Below are 17,178 nucleotides of genomic sequence, written 5' to 3'. Positions count from 1 at the left end.
GTCGGAAAGCCCTACTCGTCTTCGTCCACCGGCGGCGTGAACGGCTCGATCAGGTACTGGCGGCCATGGGCCTTGCAGTCGGCGAGGGTGCCTTCGGCGGAGGAGCGCAGTTGCAGGAAGCTGCTGCCGAAGCGCTGCTCGTCGGTATCCACCAGGCCGTCCTTGAGGTCCACGCTGTTGGCCATGGCCATCGAGTCGGCGTACTTGAAGTCATCGCCCCAGCCGGACTTGCCGGTCCAGAGGACGATGCGCTGGCCTTCCTGCCAGTGCACCGCCGCCTTGCGTTTGCCGTCCGGCCACTGGTAGCCGATCACGCAGAAGTGATTGGCGCTGTCGTTGCGCTTGGCCTGCACCAGCAGGAAGCGCATGTCCTGCTCGGGATCGGCGAAGGCCTTGTCCTGGGCGATGTCGAAGCGCGCCACCTGGCCGCTGTAGATCGACGGGCCGAAGGACTCGGCCGCGCAGGCACCGAGGGCGACGAGGAGCAGGGCGCCGGGGAAGAGTCCGGCCAGGCGTGGGCTGTTCATTTCTTCGGTTTACCGGGGTTGTTGGGGTTGTCGATGAAGGCCTGGGTGAGGCTGAAGAAGGTCTGGCCTCCCTTGTCGACCGCCTTGATGAAATAGCCGCCCGGGTTGCTGCCTTCGGTCATCCAGCCGTAGACCGGCGGCTTGTAGGGCTTGGCCAGGCTCTTGCCCGCCGCCACGTCCAGTGCGTTCTGCACATGCTGGCGGACGAAGGAGAAGCGCAGGTCGGAACCGTCGTTGGCCAGGCGCAGGTAGCTGTCGATCTTGCCTTCCTTGCTGCCGATGGACGGGTAGTTGCCGAACCCCTCGAACTGCAGCGGATCGCGGGCGGTGATGAAGCCCGTCATGGTCTTGTTGGCCGGCTTGCCGAAGTGCTTGGGTTCGGAGAACGCCATGCGGTTCTCGATGACCTGCCGCATCAGCTGCATGGAGAACAGGGCTTCCTCCAGGCCGCCGGCATTCTTCGGCACCACCGATTCGGCCAGCAGCAGGCGGGCGAGGCAGCCTTCGTCGGTACTGGCATCGGGCAGCGTCAACGCTTCCAGCACGGTGATCACCACGTGGATGCCGGAAGGCAGGTCGTCGGTGGCGGAAAAGGCTTCCACGCGCACCGACTGGCAGGCGCGCAGCGCCTTGATGGTGATGCTCTGCTCGCTCTGGCGATCGTTCGCGTCCTGCTTCACTTCCAGGCAGGTGTTGGCGCTCTTGACCCGGTAGTGCTTCTTGCCCGGGCCCAGGCCGTTGAGCTTCAGCTTGAGGACGTTGCCGACCACCAGTTCGAGGCTGCCGACGACCGGAAGTTTGTTGCGGGTAAAGGTGGGCACCTGGGTCTCCTTGCTGTATCGCCGCCCTCTGCGGCGGCTCCCTGTGCAGCGGGGCACAGCAGGGAAAATTACTCCCGGCCCCGCGCTGCGGCAAGGCGCCCGGTCGGCGGAAGTGACGCAGTTCGCCTCAGTCTTCGCGGGCGCAGCGCTCCAGGGCATCGAGGTCCGCCGCCATGATCGCCCCCAGGTGCCGGCTGATTCTCTCCACCGGCCAGTCCCACCAGGCAATGGCCAGCAGGCGCTCCACCACCGCGTCGGGAAAGCGCTGCTTGAGCGGCTCGGCCGGGTTGCCGCCGACCAGGGTGTAGGGCGGCACGTCGCGGGTCACCACCGAGCGCGAGGAGATGATGGCACCGTCGCCGATCTTCACCCGGGCATGATCAGCGCCTCGTAGCCGATCCACACGTCGTTGCCGATCAGGGTGTCGCCCTTGTTGGGAAACTCGGACAGCTCCGGCATGTGCCGCTCCCAGCCACCGCCGAAGATCTGGAAAGGGTAGGTGGAGAAGCCGGAGAGCTTGTGGTTGGCGCCGTTCATGATGAACTTCACCCCGCGCGCGATGGCGCAGAAGCGCCCGATCACCAGGCGATCGCCGATGAAGGGGTACAGATAGAGGACGTTGCGCTCGAAGTTCTCCGAATCCTCCGGGTCGTCGTAGTAGGTGTACTCGCCGATCTCGATCTGCGGGTTGCTCACCGTGTTGCGGATGAAGCAGACCTGGGGGAAGCCCGCCATGGGGTGCGGGTTGCGGGGGTCGGGTCCGTGCATGGAGCCTCCGGCTCGTGGGGGTGGGTGCCGCCCGGGTCAGCCTTGCAGGCGCACCTGCAGGCCGCCGTAGCCATTGGCCCCGGGCTCGCCCTGGATCTCGACACGGCCCTGGGCGGCCAGTTCACGGGCGCGCCAGAAGAGGAAGAAGTCGGTGGCGAAGAAGCCATCGCAACGGGCCATGACGTCGGCCATCGCGCGGCCCAGCGAGCGCCACTCCGACGTGCAGGAGCCGATCAGGTCGGCATCGATGAAGCTGAAGTCCTCGCCATGGAAAGCCCCTCCGCGCCAGCGGCGGATGCCCGCGCCTTCGGCCAGCGCGCCGCGCCACTGGGCGGCCAGCGCCTGCCGGCGCTCCGCCTCGATCAGCCTGGGCAGGTAGAGCTCGGCCAGCTCGTCCGGCGCATGCATGGCCACGGCGCGACGGCTTTCCACGCGGCTATCGCCGCTGCCGCAGGGCACTTCCCAGAGCGGCAGCTGGCTGTGTTCCAGCGCCGCCGCGACCCGTGCCAGCAACAGCTGCTCGGAGGCGCTGTCGCCATGCCAGACGGTAACCGCGTGGCTCTGCAGGGCGAGGCCGGCGAGCCATTGCGCGTCTTCGCCCAGGCCTGCTTCGAAATCCGGCACCGGCTGCACCGCCGCTGGCCAGACCGCCCGCCAGAAGGCGGCGCGGCGGGTGCAGGGCGGCTGTTCGATGTCCTTCAGCGGGCCGACCGCGAGGTCTCGGGCAGCACCCGCAGGAAGCTGCGCGCCACGTCTTCGCCCAGCACGGACGCGACGCCTTCGACCGCGTTGTCACCGCATACCAGGTGCCACATCACGCCCTCCTTGGCCTCGACGCTATTCGCTGGGCTTCTTCAGTTTCGGATTGGGGAAGAACTGCACGCCCTGGACCTTCGGGTCGGCCGGCTTGGGCACGGCCTTGTTGACCCGCGTGCCCAGTTCCTTGGGCACCGACTGGCCTTGCGCGTTGAGGGTGTCGGCATAGCCGCAGGCGACGCACTGGCGGTGCGGCACGCCGTCCTCGTCCCACATCTGGATGCGGTCCTGCTCGCTGCAAGCCGGGCACACGGCACCGGCGATGAAGCGCTTCTTGGTGACGTTCACGGGACCTTCGCTCATGCGGCCTCCGACGACAGGCCGAGGTGGCGCAACAGGGCGTCGATGGAGGGCTCACGACCGCGGAAATCGACGAACAGCACCATCGGCTCCTGGGAGCCGCCCCGGGCGAGGATGGCCTCGCGGAAGGCGCGGCCGGTGTCGGCGTTGAACACGCCCTCTTCCTCGAATTTCGAGAAGGCGTCGGCGGAGAGCACTTCCGCCCACTTGTAGCTGTAGTAACCGGCTGCGTAACCACCGGCGAAGATGTGCGCGAAGCTGTTGGCGAAGCGGTTGAAGGCCGGCGGGCGCATCACCGAGACCTCGGCACGTATGCCTTCGAGCACCTCCAGCACGCTGCGGCCATCGCCGTGGGTGGCATGCAGCTCGAAGTCGAACAGGGAGAACTCCAGCTGGCGCACCATCATCAGGCCGGACTGGAAGTTCTTCGCCGCCAGCATCTTGTCCAGCAGGTCCTGGGGCAGGGGTTCGCCGGTCTGGTAGTGGCCGGAGATCAGCGCCAGGCCTTCCGGCTCCCAGCACCAGTTCTCCATGAACTGGCTGGGCAGCTCGACCGCGTCCCAAGCCACGCCGTTGATGCCGGAGGCCCCGGCGTGCTCGACGCGGGTCAGCAGGTGGTGCAGGCCGTGGCCGAATTCATGGAACAGGGTGGTGACTTCGTCGTGGGTCAGCAGCGCGGGCTTGCCGCCGACGGCCGGGGTGAAGTTGCACACCAGGTTGGCCACCGGGCTGACCAGCTTGCCGGCGGAGGTGCGGCGCTTGTCGCGGGCACCGTCCATCCACGCGCCGCCACGCTTGTTGGCGCGGGCATAGAGGTCGAAGAAGAAGCGTCCGACGTGCTGGCCGTTCTCGCGGATCTCGAAGAGGCGGACATCCGGGTGCCAGGTGTCGAAGCCCGACAGCTCGCGGATCTCGATGCCATAGAGCTTCTGCACGATGGCGAAGAGGCCGGTGAGCACCTTGTCGATGGGGAAATAGGCGCGGAGGATTTCCTGGGAGATGCTGTAGCGCTGTTCGCGCAGCTTCTCGCTGTAGTAGCCGGTGTCCCAGCTCTGCAGGTCGTCCAGGCCCTGTTCGGCGGCGAAGGCCTTGAGCTCGTCGAGGTCCTGCCGGGCGAAGGGCTTGCTGCGCACGGCCAGGTCGCGGAGGAAGCTCAGCACCTGGTCGCTGGACTCGGCCATCTTGGTCGCCAGGCTCAGCTCGGCGTAGCTGGCGAAACCGAGCAGGCCGGCCAGCTCCTGGCGCAGGTCGAGGATCTGCTCCATCACCGGGCCGTTGTCGTTCTGGCCGGCGTTCGGCCCCTGGTCGGAGGCGCGGGTGCAGTAGGCGGTGTAGACCTCTTCGCGCAGCGCGCGGTCGTTGGCGTAGGTCATCACCGCGTAGTAGCTGGGGAACTCCAGGCTGATCAGCCAGCCATCCAGGCCCTTGGCCTGGGCGGCCTGGGCCATCTGCGCGCGGGCGGACTCGGTGAGCCCGTCGAGCACGGCTTCGTCGGTGACGTGCTTGGTCCAGGCCTGGGTGGCGTCCAGCAACTGGTTGGAGAAGCGGCTGGTGAGCTCGGAGAGCTTCATCTGGATCTCGCCGTAGCGCTGCTGCTTGTCGGCCGGCAGGTCGATGCCGGAGAGACGGAAGTCACGCAGGGCGTGTTCGAGGATGGTCTTCTGCGCCACGTCGAAGCCGGCGGCCTCGGGGCTGCCGGCCAGTGCCTCGTAGGCCTGGAACAGTTCGCGGTTCTGGCCGAGTTCCGTCCAGTACTCGGAGAGCTTGGGCAGGCAGGCCTCATAGGCGCCGCGCAGCTCGGCGCTGTTGCACACGGCGTTGAGGTGGCTGACCGGGCTCCACGCACGGCCCAGGCGCTCGCCGAGCTCGTCCAGCGCCAGCACCAGGCCCTGCCAGGTCGGCGTGCCCTGCTGGCCGGCGAGCAGCGCATCGATGGCGGCACGGCTGTCGGCGAGGATGGTGTCGATGGCGGGCTCTACATGTTCCGGACGGATGCTGGAGTAGGGCGGCAGGTCGAAATCCTGAAGGAGGGGATTGCTGGAACTCACGGCATTCACCTGTTGCGTCTGGAAAGTTGATGGATCGTTGATACCGGGAAAGAGAGAGGGGCACAAGGCCCCCTCCGCAAATCATTTCCCGCGCCTGGACAGATGCCAGGAGCCGTTCAGTGGCATACCGCTCACGCCCTTGGCGATCTTCTGGATCTGCCCTCCGCGCCGCAGATAGGCGGCTACATGGGCCTCGAGGGCTTCGCGGGTCACCGTGGCCGCTGCGGCCTTGGAACGATTCGCGGAAGATCTGAAACGCAAGGTGGTCATGGACACTCTCCTTTCCAGAGACGGCCGGCCACTATGCCAGAATTTTGACGGGCCTTTCGGGAAGGGACTGAAGAGTGGGACAACCATCGGGCCGCGAGGTTTAACCCGGGTCGACGGCGAACATCTTAATTACAATCGGCGCACAACGCAGCCACAGGACTTTCTATGAGCGCGATACGAACCTACCGCGGCACCGCCCCCCAGCTGGGCCAGCGGGTTTTCGTCGATCGATCCGCGGTCGTCATCGGCGATGTCGAACTGGGCGAGGACAGCTCGGTCTGGCCCTTCGCCCTGATACGCGGCGACATGCATCGCATCCGCATCGGGGCACGGACCAGCGTACAGGACGGCAGTGTCCTGCATATCACCCATGCCGGTCCCTTCAACCCGGACGGCTTTCCCCTTCTCATCGGCGACGACGTGACCATCGGCCACAAGGTGACCCTGCACGGCTGCACCCTCGGCAACCGCATCCTGGTGGGCATGGGCAGCATCGTCATGGACGGCGCCGTGGTCGAGGACGAGGTGGTGATCGGCGCCGGCAGCCTGGTGCCGCCGGGCAAGCGCCTGGAGAGCGGCTTCCTCTACATCGGCAGCCCGGTGAAACAGGCCCGCCCGCTGAGCGACAAGGAAAGGGCCTTCTTCACCTACAGCGCCGCCAACTACGTGAAGCTGAAGGACCTGCATATCGCCGAGGGGTACGACCGCTGACGCCGTGAGGCGGGCCGCTTCCAGCGCATGCTCGGAATGGCCCGCCAACCCGGATATCCTGCCAGCCCCGAGACCGGACCGCCTGACCGCCATGCACCAGCAGAACATCCTCTTCGACCTCGACGGCACCCTCACCGACCCGCGCGAGGGCATCACCCGCTCCATCCAGTACGCCCTGGGCAAGCTGGATATCCACGAGCCGGACCTCACCCGCCTGGAGCATTTCATCGGCCCGCCGCTGTTGCAGTGCTTCATGCAGACCTACGGTTTCGACGAGCCCCGCGCCTGGGAGGCGGTGAACCACTACCGCGATCGCTTCAAGGTCACCGGGCTCTACGAGAACCGTGTGTTCGACGGCGTCGCCCAGTTGCTGGGGATGCTCGGCGAGCAGGGCCGCACGTTGTACATCGCCACCAGCAAGCCGGCGGTGTTCGCCCGCGAGATTGCGCGGCACTTCGACTTCGCCAGGCATTTCAAGGTGATCTACGGCAGCGAGCTGGACGGCACCCGCACCAACAAGGTGGAGCTGATCCGCCACCTGCTGGACGAGGAGGGGCTGGACCCGGCGCAGACGCTGATGATCGGCGACCGCAAGCACGACCTGATCGGCGCCCGGGAGAATGGCCTGCAGGCCATCGGCGTCGGCTACGGCTTCGGCAGCCACGAGGAGCTGATGGCGGAATCACCGGCCTGGTACTTCGCCACCCTTGCGGAAATGCACCAGGCCTTCGAAGGCGTGTAGCCCGGGCTTCAGTCCGGGGATTCCAGGGCTGCGGGCTCAGGTCCCGTTGCGCTGGTAGACGATCTTCTTCGTGCCGTTCTCGCAGGTGCCGACCACCATGTTCGGGTCTTCCACCTCCGCGGCCGGCACGATTTCCAGGGTGTAGGCGGTCACCCCGGCGGCCTGGATCTTCACCTCGATCTCCTGCTTGAGCGCCTCGCACGGCTTGGGCGCCGCCACGGCGGAGCTCCCCAGCAGGCCGAGCAGCACGGCCAATCCCCATCTGTTCATCGCACACCTCCTGTCAGGCGAATCCGCGTTCATTCGACCGATGCGGCCACCGGCGAGTTCTCCGCCATCAGCTCGGCCAGGGCGGCCTGGCGCTCGACCGGCGGACGCGCCGCCAGCGCCGCCACCCGCCCGTGGAAATCCGCCCAGCCGGCGCTACGCCGATACAGCTCGGCGAAGGCCGGCACCCAACGATCGTAAAGGCCGAAAGGCAGCAGCTTGGCGTTGTTCAGCGGGCTTTCGATCCAGCCGTCGTAGCGGCCCACGCCTTGCCACTGGCTGTCACGCAGCTGGCGATAGTCGAGACGCAGGCGCTCGAACTCGGCCTGCTTGGCCCTGTGCTTCTGCGCCTCGGGCAGGTCGCTGGCGTAGAGCCGCTCCAGGCGCTCGCGACAGGCCAGCACCAGCGCGGTGAATTGCTCGCGCTGGCGCACGCCGTCCTCGCCGCCGACCGGCAGGCCCTGGCTGGCACGCCACCGACGCAGGCCCTCGCGCTCGACGAAGCTGGCGAAGGACTCGTTGAAGGCGCTGTCGTCGGCGACATACAGCTTCTGGTGCGCCAGCTCGTGGAAGATCACGGCCGCCAGCCGGTCATCGTCCCAGCGCGCCATGCTGCTGAGGATCGGGTCGTCGAACCAGCCCAGGGTGGAATAGGCCTCGACGCCGCCGATCCAGGTATCGAGCCCCTGCTCGCGCATCAGCGCCGCGGCGCCGCGTGCACGGCCGGGCTGGTAGTAGCCGCGGTAGGCGACGCAACCGGCGATGGGGAAGCAGTGGGTGATCGGCGCCAGGGACAGCGCCGGCGTGGCGAAGACGTTCCACACCACGAAGGGCCGGTGGATATCGGCATAGACGCGGTAGCTGCCGTTGTCCGGCAGGGCCAGTTCGGCGCTGGCGAAATCCCGCGCCCGTTGCGACAGCGCCAGGCGCTGGCGCAACGCGGCATCGCGGGCGGGATCGGCGAGCACCTGCGCTACCGGCTCGCGGGCGCGCAGCAGCTGGAACTGTCCGCTGGCCAGCTGGCCGTAGTAGTCCAGGCTGGAGCAACCGTTCAGCGCCAGGGCGAGCAGCAACGGAACCGCAAGGGCGCGGGCGCGGTCGAGAAAGGCTAGAAGAATGGGGGCCGGCATGGCGTGAAGCTAGCGCATGGCCCCAAAGCACGCCACAAGGAGTTGCCGCATGCGTCGCCTGCTTCCCACTGTCCTGCTGCTCAATCTCGGCGGTTGCTCGCTGATCATGCCCAGCCCCGACCCCGACCAGGCCTGGATCGACCTGGACCCGCCGCAAAGGCATGCCTTGCAGGCGACCCGCGTCGACCGCCAGCCGCTGCAGGACGACCGCTACTTCCAGGTCACCCCCGGCAACCACGAGCTGGAAGTGCGCTTCAGTTTCGACGTGGACGGCGACGACATCGGCCCCCAGCGCGAGCCCATGACCCGCACCTGCCTGCTGAAGCTGGACTACCCGGAGTTCACCGCCGGCCAGCGCTACCAGCTCAAGGCCGGCGGCATCGGCTTCCGCCCCTGGGCGCGGCTCTACAGCGAAGACAACCGCGAGGTGGCGCGGGCACGGGAAAGTCGCTGCGGCGATGTCTGAAGACGGGCGCCGGGTTTATCCTGAACGCCACGCCCTTCCGAGGATTCCGCCATGCGCAAGCTACCTGCCGCGTGCCTGCTGGCCAGCCTGACGGCCTGCGCCGGCCCGCTTCCCCAACCCGACCCCGGCCAGGCCTGGATCGACCTGCGCGGCGAGCCGGGCACCACCTTCATGGCCGACCGCCTGGACGGCGGGCGCACCGCCGACGGCCGCTACTACCAGGTCACCCCCGGTCGCCATGAACTGGAGATGCGCTACCAGTTCGAGGTTTCCAGTGGCGGCGGCCTCAACAGCGACGCAGGCCCCTTCCAGCTCACCTGCCATGTGCGCATCCGCTATGACGGATTCGCCGCCGGCGAGCGCTACCGCATCGACGCACGCCCCATCGTCATGCGCCCGCAGGTGCTGATGTACGACGCCCGACGCCAGGTGGTGGCGCGTGGCGAGACGCTGGGCTGCGGTCCTATCTGACCTCAGCCGCGCAGGCCAGCGAGGATGTCGAAGGCGCGCAAGCGATGTTCATGCTCGTAGACGTCGCAGGTGAAGATCAGCTCGTCCGCGCCGGTCTGTTCCAGCAGCACCTCCAGCTTGCCGCGGATCTTCTCCGGCCCGCCGACCATGGCCATCGCCAGGAAGCTGCCGACCGCTTCCTTCTCGTGGGGCAGCCAGCGCCCGGCCATGCTGTCCACCGGCGGGCGCAACACCAGGCTCTCGCCGCGCATCAGGCTCAGCACCCGCTGGTAGACGGTGGTGGCGAGGAAATCCGCTTCCTCGTCGGTGGGCGCCGCCACCAGCGGCACGCCGAGCATCACGTAGGGCGAGTCGAGCACCGCCGAGGGACGGAAATGGTTGCGGTAGACGCGGATCGCCTCGTGCATGTAGCGCGGCGCGAAGTGCGAGGCGAAGGCGTAGGGCAGACCCTTCTGCCCGGCCAGCTGCGCGCTGAACAGGCTGGAGCCGAGCAGCCAGATCGGCACCCGGGTGTCCATGCCGGGCATGGCGATGACTTTCTGTCCTTCCAGGCGCGGGCCGAGCAGCAACTCCAGTTCCTCCACGTCCTGGGGGAAATCGTCGGCGCTGCCTGAACGTTCGCGACGCAGGGCGCGGGCGGTCAGATGATCGGCGCCCGGCGCACGGCCAAGGCCCAGCTCGATGCGCCCCGGGTAGAGCGTCGCGAGGGTGCCGAACTGCTCGGCGATCACCAGCGGCGCGTGGTTCGGCAGCATGATCCCGCCCGAACCCAGGCGCAGCGTCGAGGTATTGGCCGCCAGGTAACCCAGCAGCACCGAGGTGGCGGAACTGGCGATGCCTTCCATGTTGTGGTGCTCGGCCACCCAGAAGCGCGAGAAGCCGAGCTGCTCCACATGGCGCGCCAGGGCCAGGGAGTTGTGCAGCGCCTGGGCGGGGCCGCCATCGTCGCGGATGGGCGCCAGGTCGAGGACGGAAAGGGGCAGGGAAGAAAGGGCTGACATAGCGAAGGGACCTTACTGAGGGGAAGACTCGCGCCTTCCACGTGACACAGGGGACCTACTCTAGGCCGACCCGCAGGCAGCCACCAGAAGGCACTTTTCGGTAACCAGGGCACCTCGGGGTAAGCAAGGCGGGCCGGCGAGCGCCCATGAAAAAGCCGGCGCGGACGCCGGCTTGACTGCTGATCGCGCGATCAATTGCGCTGGTAGACGATTTCCTTGGTACCCGCTTCGCAGCTGCCGACCACCTTCTTGTCGGTCGCGCTGCCCTTGTCGACGATCTCAAGGGTGTAGGAGGTCGCTCCGTTCGCCTTGATCTTCGCGTCGATCTCGGACTTCAGCTCTTCACAGGGCTTGCCCGCGGCGAAGGCGGAGCCGGCAAGGGTGAACAGGCCAATGGCCAACAACAGTTTCTTCATCGGTAACGCTCCCTCGTTGTAGAAAAGAAAGGCTCGAGCGAGCCGCGGAGACCAGCCGTCTCCAAGGGGATGGCATCTGTGGTCTTGTTCGATTCGACACCACATGGCCAAACCTGTGTGAGCCTAGCCCAGAGACCGGGCGTTATCTGTAAGACGATCAGCTATCGCTGAGTCGGAAGCCGACCTTCAAGGTGACCTGGTAATGGCCCACCTTGCCGTTCTCGATGTGCCCCCGGGTCTCCACTACCTCGAACCAGTCGAGATTGCGGATGGACTTGGCCGCCTCGGCCAGGGCGTTGTTGATCGCCTCGTCGATGCTGGTGCGGGAGGAGCCGACAATCTCGATCTTCTTGTAGGTGTGATGATCCGACATGGATGTTCTCCTTGCGTTTCAGAAATGGGCCACTTGCCATCTCAGGCCCGGGATTCCGCGAATAAGTTCAGATTAGCTGCACTCCTCGGCGATACAGGGGTCGGACTTCATACCCCAACCCGAAAAAGGAGGTACGACATGGCTCTCTTCATGTCTCGCAAGAAATCCACCCTGCAGGGCATCGAGCAGGAAATCGAACAGCTGCGCAGCGGTATCGAACGCATCAAGAACGTGGTGGAGGCCGAGTCGCAGCACTCGCTCGACGCCATCCAGAGCAGCGCCCTGCATACCCTGAGCCGCTCTCGCGACCTCGCCGGCCAGGCCTGGGAGCGCACGGCCAAGGCCGGTATCGCCACCCGCGACTACAGCCGCGAGCACCCGCTGGCCACCGCCGGAATGGCAGCGGGCGCCGTGGGCGTGGTGGCACTGGCCACCTACATGCTGCGCCAGCGGAGCTGAGCCCGACGCACCTGCGTGGCCATCCGGCCCCATGCAGTACCTCACCGGGCCGGCCCCGCCACGGGGCCGGCCCGGTGCTTGAACGGGGAGGATCACGAGAGCGGCCGCCATCTCTACAAAAGGCGACCAATCCCATTTCATCCGTCCTCTCCCGTGCCCGCCTCTTCTCCCATGCTGCGCGTAGGGGACCTCAGCCAGGCTGGACAAAAGCCTGGCGCAGCCACTGCGCCAGGCGCTCGGCACGTGGGCCCTGGCGCCCGAGCGGCACCCACAGCGCCAGCCGCGCCGGGGTGTCGACGAAGCCCCAGGGCGCCACCAGGCGGCCGGCGGCCAGGTCGTCGGCCACCAGTTGCTGCGGCGCGATGGCCACGCCCAGGCCGGCCACCGCCGCCTCCAGCAGGTAGTACAGGTGCTCGAAGCCCTGGCCCAGCTGCACCCCCCCCTCGTCCAGCCCTTCGGCCCGGGCCCATTGCGGCCAGGCCTGGGGGCGTGACGCCGTGTGCAGCAGGGCGCGCTGCAACAGGCGCTGCGGCGGCGCCTGCTCCAGCTCCGCGAACCCGGCGTAGCGCGGACTCAACACCGGGCCGATGCGCTCGCCGGCCAGCTCGAACACCTGCATGTCCGCCGGCCAGGGCGGTTCGGCGAAGAGCAGGGTGGCGTCCAGCTGCGGGCTGCGCGGGTCCAGCTCGCCCTGGCTGCTGGAAAGCTGCAGGCGTAGCTCCGGCAGCTCGCGGTCGAGGCGGTCCAGGCGCGGGATGAACCAGCGCGCCAACAGGCTGCCGGGGCAACCGAGGACGAAGGGACGGTCCTCTTCCTGGCGCCGCAGGTCGGCGCAGACGCCGCGCAGGCGCTCGAAGGCATCCCCCGCCGCCTCGGCGAGGCGCTGGCCGGCATCCGTGAGTTTTATGCCACGCCCGTCCTTGGCCACGAGGGCCACGCCCAGCTGATCCTCCAACGCGCGCACCTGCCGGCTCACCGCGCCATGGGTGACATGCAGCTCCTCTGCCGCTCGGCTTACGCTGAGCAGGCGGGCGGCGCTTTCGAAAGCCTTCAGGGCATTCAGGGGAGGGAGGTCGCGGCTCATGGCTATATGTGAGTTTTACTGACAGGTCAGCGCAATCTAATCGCTTTTCCCGGGAGCGGCCAGCGTTAGAATGGCGGCCATCGGACACCACTCCCAGGAGTTCCACCATGACTTCACTGCGCACCGGCCCCGACGCCAAGGGCCTGTTCGGCTCCTTCGGCGGCCAATACGTCGCCGAAACCCTGATGCCGCTGATCCACGACCTGGCCCGCGAGTACGAAGCCGCCAAGGACGACCCGGAATTCCTCAAGGAACTGGCCTACTTCCAGCGCGACTACGTCGGCCGCCCGAGCCCGCTGTACTTCGCCGAGCGCCTCACCGAGCACTGCGGCGGCGCGAAGATCTACCTCAAGCGCGAAGAGCTGAACCACACCGGCGCGCACAAGATCAACAACTGCATCGGCCAGATCCTGCTGGCCAAGCGGATGGGCAAGAAACGCATCATCGCCGAGACCGGCGCCGGCATGCACGGCGTGGCCACCGCCACCGTGGCCGCGCGCTTCGGCATGGAATGCGTGATCTTCATGGGCACCACGGACATCGATCGCCAGCAGGCCAACGTGTTCCGCATGAAGCTCCTCGGCGCCACCGTGATCCCGGTCACCGCTGGCACCGGCACCCTCAAGGACGCGATGAACGAAGCGCTGCGCGACTGGGTGACCAACGTCCACAACACCTTCTACCTGATCGGCACCGTCGCCGGGCCGCACCCGTACCCGGCCATGGTCCGCGACTTCCAGGCGGTGATCGGCAAGGAAACCCGCGAGCAGCTGGCCGAGAAGGAAGGGCGCCTGCCCGACTCCCTGGTCGCCTGCATCGGCGGCGGTTCCAACGCCATGGGCCTGTTCCACCCCTTCCTCGATGACCAGAGCGTGGCGATCATCGGCGTCGAGGCGGCCGGCCACGGCATCGAGACCGGCAAGCACGCCGCCAGCCTCAACGGCGGCATCCCCGGCGTGCTGCACGGCAACCGCACCTTCCTGCTGCAGGACGAGGACGGCCAGATCATCGACGCCCACTCCATCTCCGCCGGCCTGGACTACCCCGGCATCGGCCCGGAACACGCCTGGCTGCACGACATCGGCCGCGTCGAGTACACCTCCATCACCGACGACGAAGCCCTGGACGCCTTCCACCAGTGCTGCCGCCTCGAAGGCATCATCCCGGCCCTGGAGAGCTCCCACGCCCTGGCCGAAGTGTTCAAGCGCGCGCCGAACCTGCCGAAGGACCACATCATGGTGGTCAACCTCTCCGGCCGTGGCGACAAGGACATGCAGACCGTGATGCACCACATGCAACAGGAGCCCCAGGCATGAGCCGCTTGCAGACCCGCTTTGCCGAACTGAAACAGCAGAACCGCGCCGCCCTGGTGACCTTCGTCACCGCCGGCGACCCGGGCTACGACGCCTCCCTGGCGATCCTCAAGGGCCTGCCGGACGCCGGCGCCGACGTGATCGAACTGGGCATGCCCTTCACCGACCCGATGGCCGACGGTCCGTCGATCCAGCTGGCCAACATCCGCGCCCTGGCGGCCAAGCAGAACCTGGTGAAAACCCTGCAGATGGTCCGCGAGTTCCGCGAAGGCAACCAGAGCACCCCGCTGGTGCTGATGGGCTACTTCAACCCCATCCACCACTACGGCGTCGAGCGCTTCATCGGTGATGCCAGGGAAGCCGGCGTGGACGGCCTGATCGTCGTCGACCTGCCCCCGGAACATAACGAAGACCTCTGCCACCCGGCCCAGGCCGCAGGCATCGACTTCATCCGCCTGACCACCCCGACCACCGACGACAAGCGCCTGCCCACCGTGCTCGAAGGCAGCTCCGGCTTCGTCTACTACGTCTCCGTGGCCGGCGTCACCGGTGCCGGCTCCGCCACCCTGGAACACGTGCAGGACGCGGTGGCCCGCCTGCGTCGCCATACCGACCTGCCGGTGGCCATCGGCTTCGGCATCCGCACCGCGGAACACGCCGCCAGCATCGCCCGCCTCGCCGACGGCGTGGTGGTGGGCTCCGCCCTGGTCGACCAGATCGCCAAGGCCGAGACCGCCGAACAGGCCGTCGACGGCGTTCTCACCCTCTGCAAGACCCTGGCCGATGGCGTGCGCAGCGCCCGCGCCTGAGCCATACGAGTGAGCTGAAGCCCGTAGGGTGGGCCGGGCGGCGTTCCGCTTCAGCCCACCGAATGGGACCCGATCACGAGGCAACGGATTGCCATGTCGAACTACCGCCGAAGCCTGGTGCCCGGCGGCACCTTCTTTTTCACGATCACCCTGGCCGATCGCCGCGCCACTCTGCTGACCGATGCCATCCCTTCGTTGCGCCGGGCCTACTCCATCGCCCTGCAACGCATGCCCTTCGACACCGTCGCCATCTGCGTACTGCCGGACCATCTGCACGCCATCTGGACCCTGCCGCCCGGGGATGCTGACTTCTCCCGCCGCTGGAGCCTGATCAAGAGCCAGTTCTCCATGACGCTTCCCCCGTCCCCGCGCTCGGCAAGCAAGGCGAACCGGCGGGAGAAAGGCATCTGGCAACGGCGCTTCTGGGAGCACCAGATAAGGGACCAGGCCGACCTGGAACGGCACGTCGACTACATCCACTACAACCCGGTGAAGCATGGGCTGGTCACTCAAGCGAAGGACTGGCCCTATTCAAGCTTCCACCGTTACGTGCGTGATGGGTTGCTGCCAGAGGACTGGGCCGGGATCGGGGGAGATGCCGGTGGCTTCGGTGAGTAGCAAAAGCATCTCGGTGGGCTGAAGCCCACCCTACGATCCAGCCGGGGGGCACTCTGCTTCAGACGTAGGGTGGGCTTCAGCCCACCAGCCCTAGGCCCGGGCCCGACCGAAGCGGCTTATCCACAGGGAGGCGAGGATCACCAATCCGCCCAGGGCGAGGCGGGGGAGATCGGCGTCGCGGTTCCAGATCAGCAGGTTGACCACCAGGCCGGCGGGGACGTGGAGTTCGTTCATCACCGCCAGGGTGCCGGCGCTCACGGCGGTGCTGCCCTTCACCCACCAGAACATGCCCAGGGCCGTGGCGAACAGGCCCATCCACACCAGCACTCCCCATTGCACGGCCGTCTGCGGCAGGCGCTCCGGGTTGCCGAAGAGCAGGTAGGAGGGCAGCGCCAGCAGCAGCGCGCCGAGGAAGAAGTGGCCGAAGAAGCGGTGCAGCGGCTGCTCCACCGGGTGACGCACCAGCAGGCGGCGGCACAGCACCTGGCCGGCGGCGAAGGTGGCGTTGGCCACCTGCAGGAGGATGAAGCCCTGCAGGTAGTCACCCTCCAGGCGATCGAAGCGGATGATCACCCCGCCGCCCACCGCCACCAGCGCAGCCAACAGCGCCCAGGGGCTGAAGCGCCGGGCGAGGGCATCGTCCAGCAGGGTCACGTAGATGGGCGTGAGCACGGTGAACAGCAGCACCTCCGGCACCGTGAGCACGGCGAAGCTGCGGTACAGGCACAGGTAGGTGATGCCGAACTGCAGCGCCCCGGCCAGCCAGAACCCCGCCAGCAGCCTGGCCGGCAAGCCGCGCCAGCGGGTGAAGGGGAGGAACACCAGGGCGGCGATCAGCACCCGCGCCAGCACGGCGAAATCGCTGTCCACCCGCCCGGCCAGGTACTCGCCTATGAGGCTGAAGGAAAAGGCCCAGAGCAGGGTGACGACGAGCAGATGGCGCATGGCGGGACTCCACGAAAACAGGCGGCGGATCATAGGGTGTGGCTGTCTGCGCGTCGATTCGCCACGGGGCCTTGACTTAACTTGGTAACCAAGTAGATTTTCCCGCCATGAACGAATCCAAGACACCCGCCCCCAGGGGGCACGCCGCTGACGCCGCGCTGGAAGGCCTGTTCATCGAGATACTCGACGGTCACCTTGCGCCCGGTGAATCGCTGCCGGCGGAGCGCCTGCTGGCCGAGCGCTACGGCGTCTCGCGCATCACCGTGCGCCAGGCCGTGCACAAGCTGAAGGACGCCGGCCTGGTGGAAGTCCGCCAGGGCGGTGCCAGCCGCGTGCTGGACCCGGGCCGGGCCGATGCGCGGATCTTCGAGCTGCTGCTGCGCTGCGCCGACCGGCTGCAGTCCGACGCCGCCTCGCGCCTGTTGCGGGATCTGGCCGAATACCAGCAGCTCTATGCCATCGGCCTGCTGGAGGCGGCCTCGCGCCATGCCACGGACGCCGAGCGGGAGCAGTTGCTGCTGCAGGTCGAGGCATGCCCGGCCACGCTCGATGCCGCAGGGGCGCAGCGCCTGGAAGACGCGTTCTGGAAACGCATCACCGCCATCGGCCGCAATCGCATCCTGCAGATGGAAATGGCGCTCTGGCAGCGCTGGACCGACGACCGCGACGCCACCGACGACGACCCTGCCGAGCTGCGCTGGTTCTACCTGACCCTGTCCCGCCAGCTGCTGGCGCGCCAGGACCCCGTGCCCTTCTACCTGGCCTCGGTGCGTACCCCCTCGGCCTGAACCCGACGACCGCGGGAAGCGGTCGTTTTTTTGCC

23 protein-coding genes and 1 pseudogene are annotated in these 17,178 nt (G+C 67.5%); 9 read left to right on the top strand and 15 right to left on the bottom strand.

The window, feature by feature from the left end; all coding sequences use genetic code 11:
- Nucleotides 1-11: 11 nt before the first annotated feature.
- From PHLH3_RS00265 to PHLH3_RS00235, 8 genes and pseudogenes are all read right to left on the bottom strand, one after another.
- Complete coding sequence (locus PHLH3_RS00265) at nt 12-527, bottom strand: hypothetical protein (RefSeq protein WP_213627466.1); 516 nt, start codon at nt 525-527, stop codon at nt 12-14.
- Nucleotides 524-1,348 carry a hypothetical protein gene (locus PHLH3_RS00260; protein WP_213627464.1) on the bottom strand — a complete coding sequence of 275 codons (825 nt, stop codon included), beginning with the start codon at nt 1,346-1,348 and terminating at the stop codon, nt 524-526. The genes PHLH3_RS00265 and PHLH3_RS00260 overlap by 4 nt, the downstream gene beginning before the upstream one ends.
- Before the next feature lie 127 nt (nt 1,349-1,475).
- Nucleotides 1,476-1,718, bottom strand: coding sequence for a hypothetical protein (locus tag PHLH3_RS30235; protein ID WP_244862962.1), 243 nt, complete (start codon nt 1,716-1,718; stop codon nt 1,476-1,478).
- A complete protein-coding gene (locus PHLH3_RS00255) occupies nt 1,715-2,116 on the bottom strand; it encodes a hypothetical protein (RefSeq protein ID WP_244862961.1) in 402 nt (133 codons plus the stop codon). Before PHLH3_RS00255 ends, PHLH3_RS30235 begins: the two co-directional genes overlap by 4 nt.
- Nucleotides 2,117-2,152: 36 nt before the next feature.
- Nucleotides 2,153-2,931, bottom strand: a pseudogene (locus PHLH3_RS00250) (DUF3658 domain-containing protein).
- A gap of 22 nt (nt 2,932-2,953) precedes the next feature.
- Nucleotides 2,954-3,235 carry a YheV family putative zinc ribbon protein gene (locus PHLH3_RS00245; RefSeq protein WP_021219893.1) on the bottom strand — a complete coding sequence of 94 codons (282 nt, stop codon included), beginning with the start codon at nt 3,233-3,235 and terminating at the stop codon, nt 2,954-2,956.
- Complete coding sequence (gene prlC, locus PHLH3_RS00240; protein ID WP_213627462.1) at nt 3,232-5,280, bottom strand: oligopeptidase A; 2,049 nt, start codon at nt 5,278-5,280, stop codon at nt 3,232-3,234. Before prlC ends, PHLH3_RS00245 begins: the two co-directional genes overlap by 4 nt.
- A gap of 81 nt (nt 5,281-5,361) precedes the next feature.
- Entirely contained in the window at nt 5,362-5,550 is a 189-nt protein-coding gene (locus PHLH3_RS00235; RefSeq protein ID WP_173174710.1) for a hypothetical protein, read from the bottom strand.
- 165 nt (nt 5,551-5,715) lie between these two features.
- Here PHLH3_RS00235 and PHLH3_RS00230 point away from each other — a divergent pair, with 165 nt between their 5' ends.
- Complete coding sequence (locus PHLH3_RS00230; protein ID WP_213627460.1) at nt 5,716-6,261, top strand: gamma carbonic anhydrase family protein; 546 nt, start codon at nt 5,716-5,718, stop codon at nt 6,259-6,261.
- A gap of 91 nt (nt 6,262-6,352) precedes the next feature.
- Entirely contained in the window at nt 6,353-7,003 is a 651-nt protein-coding gene (locus tag PHLH3_RS00225; RefSeq protein ID WP_213627458.1) for an HAD family hydrolase, read from the top strand.
- 36 nt (nt 7,004-7,039) lie between these two features.
- On the opposite strand, the gene PHLH3_RS00220 is transcribed toward PHLH3_RS00225, so the two are convergent.
- Both PHLH3_RS00220 and PHLH3_RS00215 read right to left on the bottom strand, forming a co-directional pair.
- A complete protein-coding gene (locus PHLH3_RS00220) occupies nt 7,040-7,273 on the bottom strand; it encodes a DUF1161 domain-containing protein (RefSeq protein WP_213627455.1) in 234 nt (77 codons plus the stop codon).
- Between the two features lie 29 nt (nt 7,274-7,302).
- Nucleotides 7,303-8,400 carry an aminopeptidase gene (locus PHLH3_RS00215; RefSeq protein WP_213627454.1) on the bottom strand — a complete coding sequence of 366 codons (1,098 nt, stop codon included), beginning with the start codon at nt 8,398-8,400 and terminating at the stop codon, nt 7,303-7,305.
- 49 nt (nt 8,401-8,449) lie between these two features.
- Between PHLH3_RS00215 and PHLH3_RS00210 the strand changes: the two genes are divergently transcribed.
- Together PHLH3_RS00210 and PHLH3_RS00205 are read left to right on the top strand one after the other, a co-directional pair.
- Nucleotides 8,450-8,866 (top strand): hypothetical protein, encoded by a 417-nt coding sequence (locus tag PHLH3_RS00210; protein WP_173174697.1) that lies wholly within the window; start codon nt 8,450-8,452, stop codon nt 8,864-8,866.
- 51 nt (nt 8,867-8,917) lie between these two features.
- Nucleotides 8,918-9,337 carry a hypothetical protein gene (locus PHLH3_RS00205; protein ID WP_213627452.1) on the top strand — a complete coding sequence of 140 codons (420 nt, stop codon included), beginning with the start codon at nt 8,918-8,920 and terminating at the stop codon, nt 9,335-9,337.
- 2 nt (nt 9,338-9,339) lie between these two features.
- Here PHLH3_RS00205 and PHLH3_RS00200 read toward each other — a convergent pair whose 3' ends face one another.
- The 3 genes from PHLH3_RS00200 to PHLH3_RS00190 form a co-directional block, all read right to left on the bottom strand.
- The gene (locus PHLH3_RS00200) at nt 9,340-10,338 is read right to left on the bottom strand and encodes an LLM class flavin-dependent oxidoreductase (protein ID WP_213627450.1); all 999 of its coding nucleotides are present in this window, start codon (nt 10,336-10,338) and stop codon (nt 9,340-9,342) included.
- Between the two features lie 191 nt (nt 10,339-10,529).
- The gene (locus tag PHLH3_RS00195; RefSeq protein ID WP_213627448.1) at nt 10,530-10,754 is read right to left on the bottom strand and encodes a DUF1161 domain-containing protein; all 225 of its coding nucleotides are present in this window, start codon (nt 10,752-10,754) and stop codon (nt 10,530-10,532) included.
- 157 nt (nt 10,755-10,911) lie between these two features.
- Nucleotides 10,912-11,127 (bottom strand): dodecin, encoded by a 216-nt coding sequence (locus PHLH3_RS00190; protein WP_043241890.1) that lies wholly within the window; start codon nt 11,125-11,127, stop codon nt 10,912-10,914.
- A gap of 138 nt (nt 11,128-11,265) precedes the next feature.
- Between PHLH3_RS00190 and PHLH3_RS00185 the strand changes: the two genes are divergently transcribed.
- Nucleotides 11,266-11,586, top strand: a complete 321-nt coding sequence (locus PHLH3_RS00185) for a DUF883 domain-containing protein (protein ID WP_213627446.1) — start codon at nt 11,266-11,268, stop codon at nt 11,584-11,586.
- Nucleotides 11,587-11,776: 190 nt separating this feature from the next.
- Here the strand turns inward: PHLH3_RS00185 and PHLH3_RS00180 are convergent, their stop codons facing one another.
- Nucleotides 11,777-12,670, bottom strand: a complete 894-nt coding sequence (locus tag PHLH3_RS00180; protein WP_213627444.1) for a LysR family transcriptional regulator — start codon at nt 12,668-12,670, stop codon at nt 11,777-11,779.
- A 107-nt stretch (nt 12,671-12,777) separates the two neighbouring features.
- Here PHLH3_RS00180 and trpB point away from each other — a divergent pair, with 107 nt between their 5' ends.
- The 3 genes from trpB (at nt 12,778) to PHLH3_RS00165 (ending at nt 15,410) form a co-directional block, all read left to right on the top strand.
- Nucleotides 12,778-13,986, top strand: a complete 1,209-nt coding sequence (gene trpB / locus PHLH3_RS00175) for a tryptophan synthase subunit beta (protein ID WP_173174685.1) — start codon at nt 12,778-12,780, stop codon at nt 13,984-13,986.
- Nucleotides 13,983-14,792, top strand: coding sequence for a tryptophan synthase subunit alpha (gene trpA / locus PHLH3_RS00170; RefSeq protein WP_213627442.1), 810 nt, complete (start codon nt 13,983-13,985; stop codon nt 14,790-14,792). The genes trpB and trpA overlap by 4 nt, the downstream gene beginning before the upstream one ends.
- A 93-nt stretch (nt 14,793-14,885) precedes the next feature.
- Nucleotides 14,886-15,410, top strand: a complete 525-nt coding sequence (locus PHLH3_RS00165; RefSeq protein ID WP_213627440.1) for a transposase — start codon at nt 14,886-14,888, stop codon at nt 15,408-15,410.
- A gap of 90 nt (nt 15,411-15,500) precedes the next feature.
- On the opposite strand, the gene PHLH3_RS00160 is transcribed toward PHLH3_RS00165, so the two are convergent.
- Nucleotides 15,501-16,355 (bottom strand): carboxylate/amino acid/amine transporter, encoded by an 855-nt coding sequence (locus PHLH3_RS00160; protein ID WP_213627438.1) that lies wholly within the window; start codon nt 16,353-16,355, stop codon nt 15,501-15,503.
- Nucleotides 16,356-16,462: 107 nt separating this feature from the next.
- Here PHLH3_RS00160 and PHLH3_RS30595 point away from each other — a divergent pair, with 107 nt between their 5' ends.
- The gene (locus tag PHLH3_RS30595) at nt 16,463-17,143 is read left to right on the top strand and encodes a GntR family transcriptional regulator (protein WP_213627436.1); all 681 of its coding nucleotides are present in this window, start codon (nt 16,463-16,465) and stop codon (nt 17,141-17,143) included.
- The last annotated feature ends 35 nt before the right edge of the window (nt 17,144-17,178 follow it).

Source organism: Pseudomonas sp. Pc102, from assembly GCF_018408275.1.
Taxonomy (GTDB): domain Bacteria; phylum Pseudomonadota; class Gammaproteobacteria; order Pseudomonadales; family Pseudomonadaceae; genus Metapseudomonas; species Metapseudomonas tohonis.
Note: the sequence above shows the minus strand (reverse complement) of the source record. Positions and strands in the feature narration are given on the sequence as shown.

Coding starts and splice junctions, on each gene's coding strand:
- PHLH3_RS00265 (WP_213627466.1), bottom strand. CDS start 527: ATGAACAGCCCACGCCTGGCCGGACTCTTCCCCGGCGCCCTGCTCCTC.
- PHLH3_RS00255 (WP_244862961.1), bottom strand. CDS start 2,116: ATGCACGGACCCGACCCCCGCAACCCGCACCCCATGGCGGGCTTCCCC.
- PHLH3_RS00245 (WP_021219893.1), bottom strand. CDS start 3,235: ATGAGCGAAGGTCCCGTGAACGTCACCAAGAAGCGCTTCATCGCCGGT.
- PHLH3_RS00235 (WP_173174710.1), bottom strand. CDS start 5,550: ATGACCACCTTGCGTTTCAGATCTTCCGCGAATCGTTCCAAGGCCGCA.
- PHLH3_RS00230 (WP_213627460.1), top strand. CDS start 5,716: ATGAGCGCGATACGAACCTACCGCGGCACCGCCCCCCAGCTGGGCCAG.
- PHLH3_RS00225 (WP_213627458.1), top strand. CDS start 6,353: ATGCACCAGCAGAACATCCTCTTCGACCTCGACGGCACCCTCACCGAC.
- PHLH3_RS00220 (WP_213627455.1), bottom strand. CDS start 7,273: ATGAACAGATGGGGATTGGCCGTGCTGCTCGGCCTGCTGGGGAGCTCC.
- PHLH3_RS00215 (WP_213627454.1), bottom strand. CDS start 8,400: ATGCCGGCCCCCATTCTTCTAGCCTTTCTCGACCGCGCCCGCGCCCTT.
- PHLH3_RS00210 (WP_173174697.1), top strand. CDS start 8,450: ATGCGTCGCCTGCTTCCCACTGTCCTGCTGCTCAATCTCGGCGGTTGC.
- PHLH3_RS00205 (WP_213627452.1), top strand. CDS start 8,918: ATGCGCAAGCTACCTGCCGCGTGCCTGCTGGCCAGCCTGACGGCCTGC.
- PHLH3_RS00200 (WP_213627450.1), bottom strand. CDS start 10,338: ATGTCAGCCCTTTCTTCCCTGCCCCTTTCCGTCCTCGACCTGGCGCCC.
- PHLH3_RS00195 (WP_213627448.1), bottom strand. CDS start 10,754: ATGAAGAAACTGTTGTTGGCCATTGGCCTGTTCACCCTTGCCGGCTCC.
- PHLH3_RS00190 (WP_043241890.1), bottom strand. CDS start 11,127: ATGTCGGATCATCACACCTACAAGAAGATCGAGATTGTCGGCTCCTCC.
- PHLH3_RS00185 (WP_213627446.1), top strand. CDS start 11,266: ATGGCTCTCTTCATGTCTCGCAAGAAATCCACCCTGCAGGGCATCGAG.
- PHLH3_RS00180 (WP_213627444.1), bottom strand. CDS start 12,670: ATGAGCCGCGACCTCCCTCCCCTGAATGCCCTGAAGGCTTTCGAAAGC.
- trpB (WP_173174685.1), top strand. CDS start 12,778: ATGACTTCACTGCGCACCGGCCCCGACGCCAAGGGCCTGTTCGGCTCC.
- trpA (WP_213627442.1), top strand. CDS start 13,983: ATGAGCCGCTTGCAGACCCGCTTTGCCGAACTGAAACAGCAGAACCGC.
- PHLH3_RS00165 (WP_213627440.1), top strand. CDS start 14,886: ATGTCGAACTACCGCCGAAGCCTGGTGCCCGGCGGCACCTTCTTTTTC.
- PHLH3_RS00160 (WP_213627438.1), bottom strand. CDS start 16,355: ATGCGCCATCTGCTCGTCGTCACCCTGCTCTGGGCCTTTTCCTTCAGC.
- PHLH3_RS30595 (WP_213627436.1), top strand. CDS start 16,463: ATGAACGAATCCAAGACACCCGCCCCCAGGGGGCACGCCGCTGACGCC.